General features: G+C 61.0%; 15 protein-coding genes. 3 read left to right on the forward strand and 12 right to left on the reverse strand.

The genetic code is table 11. The features are described 5' to 3' along the window. Positions 1-61: 61 nt before the first annotated feature. From KJY40_RS14580 to KJY40_RS14600, 5 genes are all read right to left on the reverse strand, one after another. Entirely contained in the window at positions 62-1,015 is a 954-nt protein-coding gene (locus KJY40_RS14580) for a D-2-hydroxyacid dehydrogenase family protein (protein ID WP_230730752.1), read from the reverse strand. Positions 1,016-1,028: 13 nt separating this feature from the next. Further along, on the reverse strand, positions 1,029-2,054 hold the full coding sequence (locus KJY40_RS14585) for an alpha/beta fold hydrolase (protein WP_230730754.1): 1,026 nt from the start codon (positions 2,052-2,054) through the stop codon (positions 1,029-1,031). An 85-nt stretch (positions 2,055-2,139) separates the two neighbouring features. Next, positions 2,140-2,574 (reverse strand): YqaA family protein, encoded by a 435-nt coding sequence (locus KJY40_RS14590; RefSeq protein ID WP_085667105.1) that lies wholly within the window; start codon positions 2,572-2,574, stop codon positions 2,140-2,142. After that, positions 2,574-3,020: a DUF411 domain-containing protein gene (locus tag KJY40_RS14595; RefSeq protein WP_007957572.1), complete on the reverse strand. Its 447-nt coding sequence runs from the start codon at positions 3,018-3,020 to the stop codon at positions 2,574-2,576. Before KJY40_RS14595 ends, KJY40_RS14590 begins: the two co-directional genes overlap by 1 nt. Positions 3,021-3,183: 163 nt before the next feature. Next, complete coding sequence (locus KJY40_RS14600) at positions 3,184-5,175, reverse strand: methyl-accepting chemotaxis protein (protein WP_230730756.1); 1,992 nt, start codon at positions 5,173-5,175, stop codon at positions 3,184-3,186. A gap of 378 nt (positions 5,176-5,553) precedes the next feature. Here KJY40_RS14600 and KJY40_RS14605 point away from each other — a divergent pair, with 378 nt between their 5' ends. Beyond that, complete coding sequence (locus KJY40_RS14605) at positions 5,554-6,087, forward strand: hypothetical protein (RefSeq protein ID WP_230730758.1); 534 nt, start codon at positions 5,554-5,556, stop codon at positions 6,085-6,087. Positions 6,088-6,127: 40 nt separating this feature from the next. Here KJY40_RS14605 and KJY40_RS14610 read toward each other — a convergent pair whose 3' ends face one another. The 6 genes from KJY40_RS14610 to KJY40_RS14635 form a co-directional block, all read right to left on the reverse strand. Continuing rightward, positions 6,128-7,072, reverse strand: coding sequence for a GNAT family N-acetyltransferase (locus KJY40_RS14610; RefSeq protein ID WP_230730766.1), 945 nt, complete (start codon positions 7,070-7,072; stop codon positions 6,128-6,130). After that, positions 7,072-8,361, reverse strand: coding sequence for a phenylacetate--CoA ligase family protein (locus KJY40_RS14615; protein ID WP_230730768.1), 1,290 nt, complete (start codon positions 8,359-8,361; stop codon positions 7,072-7,074). The genes KJY40_RS14610 and KJY40_RS14615 overlap by 1 nt, the downstream gene beginning before the upstream one ends. Beyond that, positions 8,345-10,795, reverse strand: coding sequence for an aldehyde dehydrogenase family protein (locus tag KJY40_RS14620; protein WP_230730770.1), 2,451 nt, complete (start codon positions 10,793-10,795; stop codon positions 8,345-8,347). The genes KJY40_RS14615 and KJY40_RS14620 overlap by 17 nt, the downstream gene beginning before the upstream one ends. Position 10,796: 1 nt before the next feature. After that, positions 10,797-11,927 carry a LuxE/PaaK family acyltransferase gene (locus tag KJY40_RS14625; protein ID WP_230730771.1) on the reverse strand — a complete coding sequence of 377 codons (1,131 nt, stop codon included), beginning with the start codon at positions 11,925-11,927 and terminating at the stop codon, positions 10,797-10,799. Positions 11,928-11,942: 15 nt separating this feature from the next. Next, complete coding sequence (locus KJY40_RS14630) at positions 11,943-13,190, reverse strand: MFS transporter (RefSeq protein WP_230730772.1); 1,248 nt, start codon at positions 13,188-13,190, stop codon at positions 11,943-11,945. A gap of 262 nt (positions 13,191-13,452) precedes the next feature. Beyond that, positions 13,453-13,602: a hypothetical protein gene (locus KJY40_RS14635; RefSeq protein ID WP_230737785.1), complete on the reverse strand. Its 150-nt coding sequence runs from the start codon at positions 13,600-13,602 to the stop codon at positions 13,453-13,455. A gap of 142 nt (positions 13,603-13,744) precedes the next feature. On the opposite strand from KJY40_RS14635, the gene KJY40_RS14640 reads away from it, so the two are divergent. Beyond that, complete coding sequence (locus KJY40_RS14640) at positions 13,745-13,933, forward strand: hypothetical protein (RefSeq protein ID WP_039768149.1); 189 nt, start codon at positions 13,745-13,747, stop codon at positions 13,931-13,933. Positions 13,934-13,951: 18 nt separating this feature from the next. On the opposite strand, the gene KJY40_RS14645 is transcribed toward KJY40_RS14640, so the two are convergent. After that, positions 13,952-14,329, reverse strand: a complete 378-nt coding sequence (locus tag KJY40_RS14645) for a fe2+ zn2+ uptake regulation protein (protein ID WP_230730773.1) — start codon at positions 14,327-14,329, stop codon at positions 13,952-13,954. 294 nt (positions 14,330-14,623) lie between these two features. Between KJY40_RS14645 and pvdQ the strand changes: the two genes are divergently transcribed. After that, the gene (gene pvdQ / locus KJY40_RS14650; RefSeq protein WP_230730774.1) at positions 14,624-16,960 is read left to right on the forward strand and encodes a bifunctional acylase PvdQ; all 2,337 of its coding nucleotides are present in this window, start codon (positions 14,624-14,626) and stop codon (positions 16,958-16,960) included. The last annotated feature ends 2 nt before the right edge of the window (positions 16,961-16,962 follow it).

The raw sequence follows: 16,962 nt of genomic DNA on the forward strand, positions 1-16,962 counted from the left end.
GTGGATGTTATCGATGGCAAGGTTGTCCGGTGGCTTGGCCGCCACCGGCAAAGGCGTCCGATCAGTTCAACAGCCGGATGGGGTTTCCCGCCACCCAGGCTTGAATGTCTTCGATCATCTGCGAAAAGAACAGCTCATAGTTCTGGCGGCTGACGTAGCCGACATGCGGCGTGGCCAGCACGTTGTCGAGGGTGCGAAACGGGTGCAGGGCCGGCAGCGGTTCCTGATCGAATACGTCGAGGGCTGCACCGCCAAGGCGCTGTTTCTGCAAGGCCTTGATCAGCGCTGCTTCGTCGACAATCGGTCCGCGCGCGGTGTTGACCAGCAGCGCGGTCGGCTTCATCCAGCCCAGCGCCTGGGCATCGACCAGGCCCCGGCTGCGGTCGCTGAGCACGAGGTGCACCGACAGCACGTCAGCCTGTTCGAACAACTGTTGCTTGCTGACATAAGTGACGCCGGCCTGTTCGGCGCGCTCGGCGGTGAGGTTTTCGCTCCAGGCGATGACGCGCATGCCGAACACCTGACCGAACTGCGCCACCCGCTGGCCGATGCTGCCGAGCCCGAGAATGCCGAGGGTCTTGCCGTGCAGGTCGCCACCGAGACCTTGCTGCCACTGGCCGGCGCGCAGGGCGTTGGCCTCGTTCACCAGATTGCGGGTGGCGGCCATGATCAGCGCCCAGGTCAGTTCCGGCGCCGCGTGTTTGTAGCTGTCGGTGCCGCAGACCTTGATCCCGAGACGGGCCGCGGCCGGCATGTCCAGCGCCGCGTTGCGCATGCCACCGGTGACCAGCAGCTTCAGGTTCGGCAAGCGTTTGAGCAGGTCTTCATCAAAGCGCGTGCGTTCGCGCATCACGCAGATCACTTCGAACCGGCCCAGACGCTCGGCCAGCGCGGCGTTGTCCGCCGGGTACTCATGGACGAAGGTGACTTCGCCGAGACTGTCGAGCACCGACCAGTCGACCACGTCACGGGCCACGTCCTGCCAGTCATCGATCACCGCAATCTGCAAGGCCATCAGCGTTACCTCTTCAACGAACGGGATTGGTTTTGTCCAGCCAGCCCAGCAGCGCCTCGTGGAACTTCGCCGGTTCTTCCATCTGCGGGGCGTGGCCCATGCCGGGGAACTCCACCAGCGTGGACTGAGGAATCAGTTTTGCGACCTGCTTGCCCAGCACTTCGTAGTGACCGATTTTCGCCTTCACTTCGGGCGGCGCAATGTCCTTGCCGATGGCGGTGGTGTCGGAAGTGCCGATCAGCAGCAGGGTCGGCATCTTCAGGTCCTTGAACTCGTAGTACACCGGCTGGGTGAAGATCATGTCGTAGATCAGCGCCGAGTTCCATGCGACCTGAGTCTTGCCAGGGCCGTTGCTCAGGCCGGCGAGCATGTCGACCCAACGGTCGAATTCGGGTTTCCAGCGGCCGTCGTAATAGGTCGTGCGTTCATAGTCGCGAATGCCTTGGGCGGTGACTTTCAATTCGCGCTGATACCACTGATCGACGCTGCGATACGGCACGCCGAGGGCTTTCCAGTCCTCCAGGCCGATGGGGTTGACCAGCGCCAGTTGCTCGACCTGATCCGGGTATTGCAGCGCGTAACGGGTGGCGAGCATGCCGCCGGTAGAGTGGCCAAGCAGGGTGGCCTTCTGGATGCCCAGCGTCTTGAGCAGTTGCTGGGTGTTGGCTGCCAGTTGCTGGAAGGTGTACTGGTAATGATCGGGTTTGCTGGAGGTGCAGAAACCGATCTGGTCCGGGGCGACCACCCGGTAGCCGGCTTCGCTCAGGGCCTTGATCGAACTGTCCCAGGTGGCGCCGCAGAAATTCTTGCCGTGCAGCAGCACCACGGTGCGCCCGTTGGCCTTGCCATGGGCGGCGACGTCCATGTAACCCATCTGCAGCGACTTGCCCTGGGATTGAAAGGCAAAGTGCTTGAGGGTGTAGGGATACTCGAAACCTTGCAGCTGCGGGCCGTATTGCGGGCCTTCGGCGTGAGCGATCAGGGGCAGGGCGGCGGTCAGCAGCAGGCCGGGCAGCCAGCGGGTCAGCGACACAGACATAGGACAACTCCAGAAGAAATCGGCCGATGCTGGAACGGCCGGATTAGGGCGACGTTAAACACAGGCAATGTCCGGGCCCGATCGTTCAACCGAGCCAGCCGAGGGTGAGCATCGCCAGCACCCCGTAGCGGGCGCCTTTGGCGAGTGTGACGATCAACAGGAATCGCCCAAGGGGTTCGCGCATGACCCCGGCGATCAGCGTCAGCGGATCGCCAATGACCGGCAACCAACTGAGCAGCAACGACCAGTGACCATAGCGCTGATAGTGAACCCGGGCGCGCTCCATATGTCTGGGGCTGACCGGAAACCAGCGCCGGTCCTGAAACCGTTCCAGCCCGCGTCCCAGCCACCAGTTCACCAGCGAGCCGAGGACATTGCCCAGCGTGGCCACGGCCAGCAGCCCCCAAAGCCAGTAACGATCGCTGACCAGCAGCCCGACCAGTACGGCTTCCGATTGCAGCGGCAACAGGGTCGCCGCACCGAAGGCGGCCAGGAACAGCCCGAGATAACCCGCCGTCATCAATGGGCCGGATAATCCGCCACCACCACATCGGCGCCGTCTTTCTTCAGGCCGATCACTTGATACGCATCGCTCATGCCGTCCATTTCCATGCCCGGCGAACCCATCGGCATGCCCGGTGCGGCAACGCCGAGCAGGTCGTCACGCTTGCTCAGGGCCAGCACCTGTTCCGCCGGCACATGGCCTTCGACGAATTTGCCGTTGATGATCGCGGTGTGGCAGGACGCCAGACGTGGCGGTACGCCGTGTTGTTGCTTGAAACTGCTCATGTCGGATTCGACGTGGTCTTCGACCTTGAAGCCATTGGCTTCCAGATGGCTGATCCACTTTTTGCAGCAGCCGCAGTTGGCGTCGCGGTGGACTTCGATCGGGATGAGGTCGGCGGCTTGCGCCAGGGAGGAGATGAACAGGGCGCTCAGGGCGGCCAGACGCAGGTGGTTTCGCATGGAGGGCTCTCGGCTCGAAGAAGGAACGGTCAAAAAGGAAGGCATTTTGACCGGTTTTTCCTGCCGGGCATCAACGGAGTGTTTCCAAGTGATACAAGGCAGGCCTGCCAACATGATCATAGATCAAAGCTGACAGGCCACTGAGCGCAAGATGACAAAACAGTCAGCGCACCTTGAAGCGCCCCATGATCGCGCTCACCCGGCTGTTGGCTTCCAGCAACTGGCGGGTGTTGAGTTCACTGGCCTGGCCGCTTTCCACCAGTTCATCGACCATGTGGCGGATCTGCACCATGCTGCGGTTGATCTCTTCGGTGACCGCGCTTTGTTGTTCGGCAGCGGTGGCGATCTGGGTGCTGAGGCTGTTGATGTGGCTGACGGAACCGGCCATTTCGTCCAGGCCGCTGTTGACTCGCGCAGTGGCGTCCGCAGCCGACTGACAGCTGGCCTGGGTGTTTTCCATCGCGCTGACCGACGAGCTGACGCCTTGGGTCAGACGACTCAACATTTCGTTGATTTCCGAAGTGCTGGCCTGGGTGCGGGCGGCGAGGGCACGCACTTCGTCCGCCACCACCGCAAAACCACGACCCTGTTCACCGGCACGCGCCGCTTCAATCGCAGCGTTGAGCGCCAGCAGGTTGGTCTGGCCGGCAATGGCGCCGATCACCCCGAGGATTTCGGTGATGCGCTGGGCGTCCTGCTGCATGCTTTCGACCTTGTGGGTGGCGCTGGCCACTTCGTCGATCAGCGCGACCACGCTGCTTGACGCTTCGCCAACCACCACTCGCGAGCGGTCGGCGTTTTCGTTGGCGCGCTGGGTGAAGGCGGCGGTTTCGGCGGCATTTTGCGCGACGCTTTCGGCAGTCGAGCTCATTTCGTTGATCGCGGTAACGGTCTGGTCGGTTTCCGAAGCGTGGCGCAGCAGAATCTGGCTGGTGTGCGCCGAGGTGCGTTGCAGGTTGTCGAGGCTCGAAGCCATGGCACCGGTGGCCTGGGTGACTTCGCCGATCATGTTCTGCAGGTAGGCGATGAAGGTGTTGACCGAATGCCCGATGGCACCGAGTTCATCTTCAGCGCGGATGGTGATGCGCCGGGTCAGGTCGGCATCACCGCTGGACAGCGAATCGATATTGGCTTTCAGCGCTTTCATGCGCGAAACCAGTTGGCGGATCGCGTAAACCTGCAGCAGCACCAGCAGGATCACCAGCGGAATCTGCAACAGGCTCAGGCTGCTGAGCACGTCGTCACGCTGGGCGGTGAGCATTTTGGTCGGCAGCGCCGTGGCAAGGAACCACGGGGTGCCTTCGATCGGGCGCATGAAGAAGGTGCTGGCTTCACCGTTATTGTCGAATTCGACGCGTTGCGCCTGCTCGCGATTCTGCAGCCCGGCCTTGACCTGGCTGGCGAAGGTCGAGCCGCCGGCCAGTTCGCTGATGTTCTTCAGCACGATCGGCCCGCTGATGCGCGAGCTGTTGCTGATGATCTTGCCGTCGGCCTCGACGATCAGCATTTCGGCGTTGAGGTCTTTTTCCTTGCGCGCCACCAGATCGTTGAAGAAACCCAGGGTCACGTCGATGGTCGAGACGCCCCAGGCGCTGCCGTTTTTCTGGATGGCCATGGCGCAGTTGGTGCGCGGTTCGGCGCTGGCGTCATCTTTGTAGGCGGCGGCCCAGGCGCACTGGCCGCGCGGGGTCTGCATGCCGCCCTTGTACCAGCTCTGGTCGTAATAGTTGGGGGCCGCGTCGCTGTTCCAGAAGGTGTTCACCACCAGTTTGCCGGAGGCATCCCGGTGCCAGAACGTGCTGAACTTGTTGCGTCCGGCCTCACGCTGGCCGGGCAGCGGCCAGATGCCGCCGCCGAACACTTTCAGCTCGCCGTATTGATCCACCAGTCCCGGCAACACGGTGTCGATGGCCGCGCTGTCGAGCAGCGGGATGGTCTGGGTGATGCTGCGCTGTTGCGCCTGGACCTTGTTCAATTCGCCCTGGATCTGCTCGGCCACTTCAGCAATGCGGTTGAGCACGACTTGTTCTTCGGTATGGCGCAACTTGGGCGCGACCAACTGGCTGATGCCAACCACGGTGAGCACCGACAGCAGCAGAATGAACAGAACCAGAAACAGCGTGTAGCGAGCCTGAATGGTGCGGAATGCGGGCATGGAAACCGGTCCTTGAGCAGGGATTCTTATTGTGGGCAGGGGAAAAACAGCGCGGGTTTCCCAGCGTATCGTCGGGTCTTCGAGAAGCTTTAGGTACTTTCGTCCTAAAAGAAACGATCCCGACCGATGGATGTATCCGGCCTGACACAACGGAACTAACCGTGTCGAACATTAGAGTAATAAACCCACTTCTCTCCAGTCGCCTCAAACGCTCTAGTCCAATGTTTCCGGGCCTGTTGCGGATTTGTATCTTGAATGTACAAAAATTGTAAAAAAGTGCAGAAATGAGTTGGTGCCACTAGTTTGCCGGCCGATACTCCGGACAACTCAAGTGTTCAACAAGGAAATTTTCATGGTTCTCTCGCAAGGAGCTTGCTCATGACTATCGGATATACCGGTGCCTGGCAAAGCAAGGCGGGTTTGCTGGTTCGCGATACTGCAAGTTCGAGCAAACCGGTGTCTCAAAGCGTGAAGGTCAAGCAGATGCTGGCGCTGGTCGGTAACGACCCCAACGCAATCAGCATCGCGGAGATGGACAAGCAGGGGCTGCACAAGAACATCAAGGGTTTCGATCCCACCAATGTTTCGGCGAAACAGTTGGGCAGTCTGAGTGCAATGCTGCGCGGTCGGGGCCTGATTTCCGAGATCACGTCCATGACCCTGCTCAACGCCGGCGACAAGTTTGATCGCTTCGGCGTACAGAAGGATCCGGATGCCAAGTTCAATGCACTGGAGTATTTCGCGACGCAACTGGATACCATCCAGAACAACAATCTCAAGGGCAACAAGTACGCGAATACGTTGATCCCCGAGTACAAGAAAGCCATTTACGTACTGCAGAACCTGCAGACTTACGGTCAGGGCGGGGAGCGCAAGCCTCCTACCGATCAAGGCATAAAAGCCAAGGCGTGACAGACAGGGCCAACCCCGGCAACGGGGCTGGCCCTTTCGTTTATGGGCGATTGCCGCAGGCGTGGAGTTTAGAGGGCGAGGCGATCTGCCGCTGCATATCGTCATGCAATCGCTGCATTTGCGGGCAATGCAATGTCAGGGATTTGGGCTGAAACCCGCGATGAAACAGCGCGAGCCATCCTTCTCCTCTGTCATCGGGTGCCAGCCCGCTGAACACGAACCCCATCATCGACAGCCGGCGCCAGGCGTTGTCGAAACCCTGCGCCAGCCTGAGCCTGATCGATATCAGCCAATGGGCGGGCAGTTGCTGCAATTGCTTGAGCAAACTGTCGTCCATTTCGCTGAAAACCCCGTCATATCGCCCCCAGCGCTGTTCCAGCTGCGAGGCAACGCCGATCCAGGGCGACGCGTGCAACCGCGTTCCGAACACGTCACACATCCGTTGCATGAACTCATGGCATTCATCCGGCCAGGTCAAGGCCGGCAGCGGGCGCCGATAGCCGTCGACAGGCGCATAACCCAGTACCAGCGATTCCGTCACCGCATCGCCAAAGGGCGAGGGTGCATGATCGGGCAGTAAGCCGGTGTTGTGAAAACCAAGGCTGGCCGCCATTTTCTGGGTGTAGCGGTGATGGGTCATTTGCTTGATCGTGACGCCCTGATAACCAAGCGCCTGTGCATGGATCAGCAAATGCCGGCCCAGTTGCGTGGCAACATTCCGGCCGCGGATCTGTGGGTCCACCACGCTCAGGGCCAGTTCGGCGATGGACGATGCCTTGTCGAGAATCAACGTGGTGTGCCCCGCCACCTGATCGTTCGCCACCGCCACCAGTGAGTGCCAGCGGCCGTCGGCATGGTTCTGACTGATCATTCGGGGCAGGTAGACATGCGGCTGAGCGTAATGGTCGCCGTAGATCTTTCTGAACAGGCGGCTGACGGCCGGAGCATCGCTGGTGCGGTAGCCTCGCAGGGTAATCGTGTCCATCAGTAACGCTCCGCGCCACGGCTGTCGTAAACGCGCCGATCCAGTACACGCTGACGTTTGCCGGAGCGAGGATGGCATGCCAGTTCCTGCACCGTGCAGCATCGAATCTGCAACGTCAGCAGGCGATCGGCGCTCAGTTGTTCGATCAACGGATAGTCTTCGATCAAGGCGCTGTGCAGCGTTCGATCGGCTTCAGCCATTGCCGCAGACGTGGCGTCCGGTGCCCAGTGCAGGCGCAGGATATCCATGGCGCCATCCTGCTCGATCACCAGTTGCCAATCGTCGCTGTGGGTGACGCGTCGCACAGTCTCACCGATCGATTGCGGAAGCAGGGTCAGAATGCCCACCCGTACACGCTGGCTGTCGGCGCAGCGACCCATCAGCGCGAACTTGCGCCGAGGCGTGCCGAGGGGCTCACGCCAACAGGCACGGTCGCCGACCGGGTAGCGAATCAACGGCATCAACCGGCGCGTGAGGTTGGTCATCACCAGGCGGCCGACCTGGTCGCAGTCTTCGATGACCTCACCGGTCTGTTCGTCGAGAATTTCCAGCACGCTGTGGCTTTCGGGAACCCGGTGTTCACCCAGTGCGCAGTCAAGATGGCTGGCGCCGATGAACCCGGCGTCCACGCTGGCGTAGCCGATGGAAGCGATACGGGCGTTGGGGAACACCCGCTCAAGCCGTTGCAACTGTGTATCGAACAGGCTTTCGCCGGCGTAGAGCAGGGTGGTGACGCCCTCGAGAGTCCGGGCGTTCTGTTCGAGCCAGGCTGTAAAGCTCAGCAAATGAGCGGGCACCCCAGCCAGCACATTGATTCGGTGCCGGGCAATTGCATCGGTCAGGAGGCTCGAGTCGACATGGCCGCTGAAGGGAAACTCGACGACCTCGGTTTGTACATGTGCCAGCGCATCGTGAGTAAAGATGAAGCTGGCGTACAGGTCACCGACAAAGAACAGGTTGGCGATTCGGTCCCCTGCGCTCAACTGCGCGCCGAGACTGCGACCGAAGTCCGTTACCAGCGTCCGCCATTCCTCACGACGGAACAGTGAAAACTTGCCGTCGCTGGTGGTTCCCCCCGTCTTGAAGACCAGCGCGTCATTCAGCGCAGCCGTCAGGACAGGCCACTGGTCGAGGTCATGACTGCCTTTCCAGTATTCCACGGGGTCAATTACCGGCAGTTGCTCCAGCGATGTGATGTGCCGGGGAACGTCGGCGAAGTGGCTTGTATAGAAGCCGGAATACTGTCGTGCAAACGTCACCAGTTCTTGCAGTTCAAACCCTGTGTTCATGATTGGCTCCTTGCCTGTCTGCGCCAGAACCAACGCCCCGATTGTCGATCAACAGCGGCGTCTTGCCGCTGTGTTTGTTGCGGGTGAACCGGTCGCTGCCGCAGACCTCTGCTTCCACGGTCAGCAGGCCTGTCTGGATGAGCGTGGCCAGGGTTGGATAGTCCAGCAGACGTTGCTGAACATCATCGGCTTGCCGTGGACTGCGAAAGCGCATGCGCTCCAGGCCGTCCGGGGCATGTTCGAGGATCAACTGGAACTCGGTCTGCAGATGCTCTGCCAATTGCGACAGGCAGATGAAGTCCGTGCCGATGCGCATCAACCTGCCGTGACGCTGCAGCAACTCGAAGCGCGGCGTGGGCAGCCCGCATTCACACATGCCGGGGATCCAGCGACCACTGTCGCCGACGTCGTAGCGCTGAACGTCCTGACCTTCCCGTCCGATGGAGGTGAACACCAGACGCCCGGTTTCACCCTCGGCCACCGCTTGATCGGTCTCGAACTCGACGATCTCCAGGTGCTGGATATCACTCATCAGATGGAACACGCCATCGCCGGTGGCCGGGCAGGCATGGCCGAGGGGGCCGGCGTCGACGCTGCCGTAAACGGCCGAGCGGATCAGCCTGGCGCCGCAGTCGCGCATCAGTGCGAGGCTTTGTTCACCGGGGTGTTCGCCGCCGAGGAAGACCTTTTCGATCCCGCCATATTCGCGTAGCCGTACCTGCTCATTGAGGAACAAGCGGTGCAGGGTGCTGGGCATGCCGACCAGCACGGTGACGCGCTGATCGATGATTATCTGTGCGATCTCGCGGTAATCGTCATCGGCCGGAGCGCCCATCGGCAGGTGCGTGGCACCCAGCAGTTCCAGCACCTTGGAGAAACTGAAGAAACCACCATACAGTCCGCCGCTGAAGAACAGGTTCATCACCCGGTCGCGGCTCGGGTCCAGACCCGCCGCGAACAAACCGTCGGCGCTTGCGCGCATCTGCCGATCGAAATCGCGGTAGCTGTAACCGGCCAGCGCCGGGGTGCCGCTGCTGCCGCCGGAGCGGAAATACAACCGCGCCGCCGGATGGATCGGACGAGTGACAAAGGTGTCCTTGCTCATGATCGGCAGATTGGCCACGCCAGGTGGCGTCGGCAGCGGATCGAGCGTGGCACGGGTTGCCAGTGCCGTGGCCGGCAGGCTGACCGATACGCGCCGGCTCAGGCGTTGCAAGGCATACACGCCATCGTGGGGCTCACCTTCGTAGCCATCGTGAATCGCCTGCACCGGGCTAATCCGTGTGACGCCCGCAGCAATCAGCGTCCGGGCCAGTCCGGCCTTTTCGTGTTCGGCACATATCAGCCCGGCGCTTTGCAGCATGTTTCGCCAGGGTAACAACGCCTCCGTGATCCGTGCGCGCGGCACAGGTTTGAGCAGCAGGCTGCGAAACAGCGGCGAGGGGTTCAATTGCTGATCGTGGGTCCAGATGATGCGCCAGTCCGGCGCCTGCCAGACCTGGCCGATGGCCCCGCCAAAGCTGTGGGCCAGTCGCGCCATCGCCATGCGGGTGGTGATTTCCGAGGCCTCCTGAATCGACAGCAGCAGCGCCGGCCAGTGTCGGGCGCGGCGTTCGAATGCCTCGGCCAATCCCTCGCCGATTGAGCACAAGAGGCTTTCGTCATCACTGTCCACCAGCAGCCATTGAGGGCTGGAGCAGGCCTGCTGGTCGAGGCGGCAGACTTCATCGGCCACGGCGTCCAAGGCTTGCGGCGAGACCGCTGCCGGTGTCAGGTAGATGAAGCTGATGCGGTGGCCCCAGTCGATCCAGCGACATCCGGGCGCCAGTTGCTGGCGGATGGCTTGCAGCGCCGATTCACCGCCCCAGGCCGACACGCCGTTGGCCTGTTGGCACAGTTGACCGATCTGTGCGGTGCTGGCCGGTACGACGGCGACATGCGCGGCGATCTGGCCGGTCGCATCACACTGCACCAATCCATGAAGCAATTGCGCCGTCACACCCTGATCGCTGCTGCTGGGGCGCAACCAGTTGACGTTGCCGGCCAGCAGGCCTTCGATCACCGCGCAGAAGGCCAGCAGCGGCGCATTGCCGGGGGTGATGTGAACCACCAGGCCCAACGGGCTCCAGCGTTCAAAGCGCGACTGGCGATAATCGATGCGGCGCAGGGTGCCCGGCTGTTCGCCGAGTTCGCGCTCGAGTTTGCGCCGCAGCGCATCGGGTTGGCAGAAATCGATCAGTGACTGACGTTGCTCGGGATCGATGGGCAATGTCATGTGCAGGTCTTGCAGGCGTTCGGCAAACCTGGCGACGGCGCCAAGTACAGTCGCTGTGTCGAGCGCCCTGGCCAACCGTTGTGGCAAATCCGGATAAAGCTGCTCCAGTGCGCGTTCCAAAGTGCAGTCGTCGTGAAGCTGTCCGTTGATCAGGTACATATCAATGTTTCCCCAGCAGTTCAGAGGCGGCCATGGCGCAGCTTCGACCGGCCGTGGTGGCTGCGCGGCCATGCAGTTCGAACCAGTCGCCGGGCAGCCCGCAGCCGCAACTGGCGCCAGGATGCAGGGTGGCGAGATCGCTCATGACCACCGCATGCGCCGGGCTCGATGAAATGTAAGGCGAGACAAAGCTCAACAAGCCCTGACGGCCATAAGGCTGAACCGTGAAGTCGGACGGATGACGCACGAACACCTTCGAATAGACCGGTACATGGAAATGATGGCAAGCACACTCGAGGTAAGGCACCGCATGCTCGACCGCGCCGTAGCCGTCGCGGCAGCGGGATATCTCGATGCCCAATTGGCGGTGAATGCGCGCGTACAGTTGCTGGCGGGGAATCTCTTGCGCCGCATGGGTTTTCCAGCCACCGCCAAACAGAGTCAGTGAACCTTCTGCCAGTTGCAGGTCTGCCACCCCGATGGCCTGCATGCGTTGCAGGGTCTGCCAGAGAAAGGCAGGGAAGCCGAAGATCCGAACCGGCAAGCCTTCTTCTGCGAAGGACTGCAAGGCCGCGATCACGCCAAAGCTGTCGAATTCATGACCGCCACCCGTTCGGCGCAGTGCGTAAGCGACACGATTGACGGGCGCGAACCGGCACAGGAACTGATCGGTAAAGGATGTGCCCAGGCTGATGCTGCCTTCGGGTTCATAGCTCAGCAGCAGGTAGTTGCACGGGGTTTGCGGAGTGTTCCAGCCATAATGCTGGAAGATTCGCTCGACCATGTTCTGGGCTGCGCTCAGGCTGCGTTCGTCATAACGCATGCGGCTTTTTTCGCCGCTGGTGCCGGAGGACGTGAGTTCCAGCGCGTCCGCTGCGGTGGTGCTGAACAAAGCCTGGCGCTTGAAATAACTGGCGAAAACGGGTGGGAGCCGCGACCAGTCGTCAAGGTGATCCAGGTCACTCACGGTCAGGCCATTGGCATTCAGCCAGTGTTCGTAGCCGGGGGTGTGCTGGCTGTGAAACCGGCTGATCTCGGCCATGGCCTGGTTAAACAGCCCGTCCGGTACGGAATCCGGGCAATAGGGTTGCGTCAACGCGCAGAGCGCGTCGCTGTGGGGGAAGTGGTTCATCAGGCGTCCTTGTCGTTATGTTGAAGAGACGGAGTCTGTGGGGACGTGTGGTAAAAACCGGTACAGCAAAGGCAGGCTGAGCAAACCGCCCAGCGCCGCCAGAATGGCGAAGGATTCGAGACGTGAGCCGCCGCCGATGGCAGCAATCAGCGAGCCACCGACACCCATCACGACAATCGAAATCATGCCGGTCGCGGCGCAGACCAGGCCTTTGCTGTCATCACTGGAAAACAGTGCCAGGCGATACAGCGCGGCGTTGCTCATGCCCAGACCCAAGGCATACAGCGCAAGGCCGGCCATCAATCCCGCAAGGGAAAGGCTGGTCAGCGCGGTGGCGATCAGGGTCAGCAAACCCAGGCAGAACGGCCAGAGCGCCAGATGAATCACTTGCGGCAGATCTCGTGAGGCAAGCAGTCGATCCAGGATCAGATTGCCGACGATCACCGCCGCGAACACCGGAATCTGCCACAGCGCATATTCGCGTGTAGTCAGTCCCAGCAACTGGACGAGCAACTGCGGTGCGAGCCCGATCCAGGCGATCAGCGGCAGGCTCATCAGACCCAGTGCCAGGCAGATGCCGACGAACCGGTGATTGCGCAGCAGTGCCAGGTAACGGCTGCAGATCTGGCGAAAGGAGAAGGGGATGGGCGCTTGCTGACCGCCATCGTGGCGGACAACGCCGATCGTTTCTGGCATGCAGGCATACAGTCCGATCCAGGCCAGTGTCGCGACCAGGCCCAGACCGAGGAACAGTTCACGCCAGTTCAGCCATTCCAGTAGCAGACTGCCGAAAAGCGGGCCGAGCAGGGGCGAAAGCAGTGCGACATTGCCCAGCAGCGCCATCAGGCGCACCGCATCGGCTTCGCAGAAGACTTCCTGAAGTGCGGGGTAGCTGACCGCCACGACAAACCCCAGGCCCATGCCTTGCAACAGTCGCAGGACGTTGAATACTTCAATGCCGGGCGTGGCAACAGTGGCCGCACAGGTCGCGCCGAACAGCGCACAACCGCCCAGCAACAGCGGGCGCCGGCCAAACCGGTCGGACAGCGGCCCGATCAGCCATTGCAGGCAGACGCCACCGATCAGATACAGATTGAACGCGTTGGGAATATGAGCGGCATCGGCTTCCAGATCCCGGGTGACGGTCAGCATGGCCGGCATGACCATGTCGCTGGCCATGTAAGTCAGCCATTCGAACAACGTGATGGCGAAGCAGAAGCCGAGTGCCTGGCGTGGGGGGAGGGGGATGAGAGTTCTTTGCATACGCATCCACAACAGTCGAGGGGGAGCGCAAAGGGTAGGGACGGGGAGTTATTGTTCCTACGCCGTTGGTGTGACGGCTTATTACGAAGTTATGCTTTATGTTGCGAAAGGCGGTATTCCTACAGTGACTGTCGAAATGCCTCACAGCATGGAAAATCGAATCTCACAAAAATGCCCACATTACCGTGGGCATTTTGATTGGTCTTACATCATTTGTTGTACTTAAGCGGCCGTCAGTCGCCGTATCGCTCAGGGATATGACTTAACGGTGGTAGTAGCCCGGGCCAGGTGCATAGTGGCGATGATCGCCATGCCAGCCGCCGTGGGGAAAGATAATGCAGCCGCTCAGGGTGAGCAGTGCAAGGACAGGAATCAGCCAGGTGATTCGACGCAGCATTTCAAGGATCCTCATGGTTGACGCCGTTTGAAGCAAAAGCTCTTCATCGGCTGTAACATGAGACCCCGTTTACCGCGGTGCATCCCCGTCAAACGGTATGCCCATGGCATCAGCGCCGATACAAACCCGATACATTCCAACGGTTCAGGAACCTGCAATGACCCAGAAGCAACGCTTGAAATATTCGATTCTGATCGCCCTCGCCGTACTGCTGATCATGCTCGGCCTGTCGTGGCTGCAAAACGCCGGCAAACTCAGCGAGCAAACGTTCCAGTACATCGCCATCGGTGTGGCGGTGGTGGTCGTGGTGATCAACGGCGTGATGCGCCGCAAGGTCAAACCCTGACGGCGTCTGCCGGGCGTTTCAATCGCTGTTGAGTACGGCGGCAGCCTGTGGATGCAGGCTGTAGCTCTTGTCGGCGTTGAACGTGATCACACCTTCGGCACACAGGCGCTTCAACACTTCGCGCACGCTGAGAAAGGACAGTGGAATGTCCAGGTCCAGCAGTTGACTGTGCACACCGCGAACGCCCAGGCGCCGGTCGTCCTCGGCGGCGACCAGCAGGGCGTCGATGACTTTCAGGCGAATCAGACTGGTGCGCAGGCCGAAACTTTTCAGCAGCAGACGGATGCGCTCGTTGCCATGACGCTCGACCCGTTGTCCGAATACGCCAGCGTGCGAACCCATGGAAGCTCCTTGTGGTGGATGGCTACCGTCCGATGGTAGTTGCGGGTTGTACATGCGATTACTCCTTTTCAGAGCCTGATCAGGAAAGGTTTTTCGTGCTCTCTCTAAACAAGACGTTTCAGCCCGACAAATCATGAAGCGAAAAATGTAGAAAATTTGTCGTCGTTTCGTCTTTTCTCCGTAATTGCGGCGCAAAACGGGTGTGTGACCGACTAAATTTTTTTCCGCGGCTTCGTTTTCTGGACAGGCTCATTGCGCGTGACGCGTGGGTGATTTCAGAGCGAGCCGGGCCCGACGTGTTCACCGTGGCGGGCGGTTCGCTCTTCGGCATTTCGATCAGGAGCGAGCGTGACTATTTCCAGGCAATTCACCGGACTGACCCTTGCCGGCCTGTTTCTCGGGCTGAGTCTGTCGGCACAGGCGTTCAGCCCTTCCAGCCAGACCGGCGCCGATATCCGTCGCACAGGCTTTGGCGTACCGCACATCCGCGCGGAAAACGAACGCGGTCTCGGGTTCGGCATCGGTTATGCCTATGCGCAGGACAATCTATGCCTGCTGGCCAATGAAATCGTGACGGTCAACGGCGAGCGGTCGCGGTACTTCGGGCCGGAGCAACTGACAGTCGAAGAGCGCGAGAACCGTGTCAGCGACGTGTTCTTCCAGTGGCTCAATACGCCCCAGGCAGTGAATGCCTTCTGGCAGGGCCAGCCGGTCGAAGTGCGTGATCTGGTGGAAGGTTATGCCGCCGGCTACAACCGCTATCTGGCCGAGCGCCGTCAGCAGGGCTTGCCGCAACAGTGCCAGGGTGAATGGGTGCGCGATATCGCCGCCGAAGACCTGGTGAAGCTGACCCGTCGACTGCTGGTAGAGGGCGGTGTCGGTCAGTTCGCCGAAGCGCTGGCGGGTGCTGCACCGCCGCAGGCCACGGCGCAGATCGAAAACGATGCGCGGGCCTATCAACTGGCGGACACGCGCCTGCAACGCTTCGCACTGGATCGTGGCAGCAACGCCGTGGCCGTGGGCAGCGAGCGCTCGTTTAACGGCCGTGGGATGCTGCTGGCCAACCCGCATTTTCCGTGGGTCGGCGGCATGCGTTTCTATCAGATGCACCTGACCATTCCCGGCAAACTGGATGTGATGGGCGCGGCGCTGCCGGGCCTGCCGATGATCAACATCGGTTTCAACCAGCACCTGGCCTGGACCCACACCGTAGACTCGTCCAAGCATTTCACCTTGTATCGCCTGCAACTTGATCCGAAGGATCCGACCCGTTATCTGCTCGATGGCCAGTCCTTGCCGATGAGCAAGCAGACGCTCACGGTGCAGGTCAAACAGGCAGACGGCCAGGTCGTGCCGGTCCAGCGGGATGTCTACAGCTCGCAGTTCGGCCCGATCGTGCAATGGCCGGGCAAACTGGACTGGAATAACCAATATGCCTACAGCCTGCGCGATGCGAACCTCGACAACGACCGGGTATTGAAACAGTGGTACTCGATGAATCGCGCGGCCAGCCTCAAGGATCTGCAGGATTCGGTGCACACGATTCAGGGCATTCCTTGGGTCAACACCCTGGCGGTGGATGACAAGGGCCAGACGCTGTACATGAACCTGTCGGTGGTGCCGAACGTCAGTGCCGATAAACTCGCCAAGTGCAGCGACCCGCGCATCGGCCTGAAAATGATCGTGCTCGACGGCTCCAACAGCGTCTGCGCCTGGGACATCGATCCGCAAGCCGCGCAAAAGGGCATTTACGCTTCGAGTCAGTTGCCACAGTTGTTGCGCAAGGACTTCGTCCAGCACTCCAACGACTCGGCCTGGCTGGCCAACCCGGCGCAACCGCTGACCGGCTTCTCGCCGCTGATCAGTCAGGACGGCCAGCCGCTGGGCCTGCGCTCGCGCTTTGCGCTGGATCGTCTGGCAACCCTGAACAAAAAAGGCCCGGTGTCGGTGCAGGACCTGCAACACATGGTGATGGACGATCAGGTGTTCCTGGCGACTCAGGTGGTGCCGGATCTGTTGAAGTTCTGTGCTTCCCAACCTGATGCAGCGCTGAAATCAGTGTGCAGCAGTCTGAAGGCGTGGGACGGCCGGGCGAATCTGGAGTCCGGGATCGGACTGGTGCATTTCCAGAGCATCATGCAAGCGATGCAGGAATCGCCGCAGGCCTGGCGCGTGGCGTTCGATCCAAAGGATGCGCAACACACCCCGCGCGGATTGGCCGTTGAAAAACCCGAAGTGGCCAAGGCACTGCGCGAGGCCATGCTGGCGTCGGCCGAGACGGCGGCAAAAATGGGTCTGACCGCGAAAACCCGCTGGGGTGATGTGCAGGTGGTCAGCAGTGGCGGTCAGCAAACGCCGATCCACGGTGGCCCGGGGACGCTGGGCATTTACAACGCCATTCAGAGCGTGCCCCGTGAAGACGGCAAGCTGGAAGTGGTCAGCGGCACCAGCTACTTGCAAGTCGTGACGTTCGACGACAAGGGGCCGCATGCCCAAGGCTTGCTGGCGTTCTCGTTGTCCAGTGATCCGGCGTCGAAGTATTCCCGGGACCAGACCGAGGCCTTCTCGAAGAAACAGTGGAGCGTGTTCCCGTTCTCCGAACAGCAGATCAAGGCCGATCCGCAGTATCAGGTGCAGGCCGTGCGCGATGACCTGGAAAAGGCGGGGAAAGTGGCGGCGCAGTAATC

It is taken from the genome of Pseudomonas fitomaticsae, assembly GCF_021018765.1.
Classification (GTDB): Bacteria; Pseudomonadota; Gammaproteobacteria; order Pseudomonadales; family Pseudomonadaceae; genus Aquipseudomonas; species Aquipseudomonas fitomaticsae.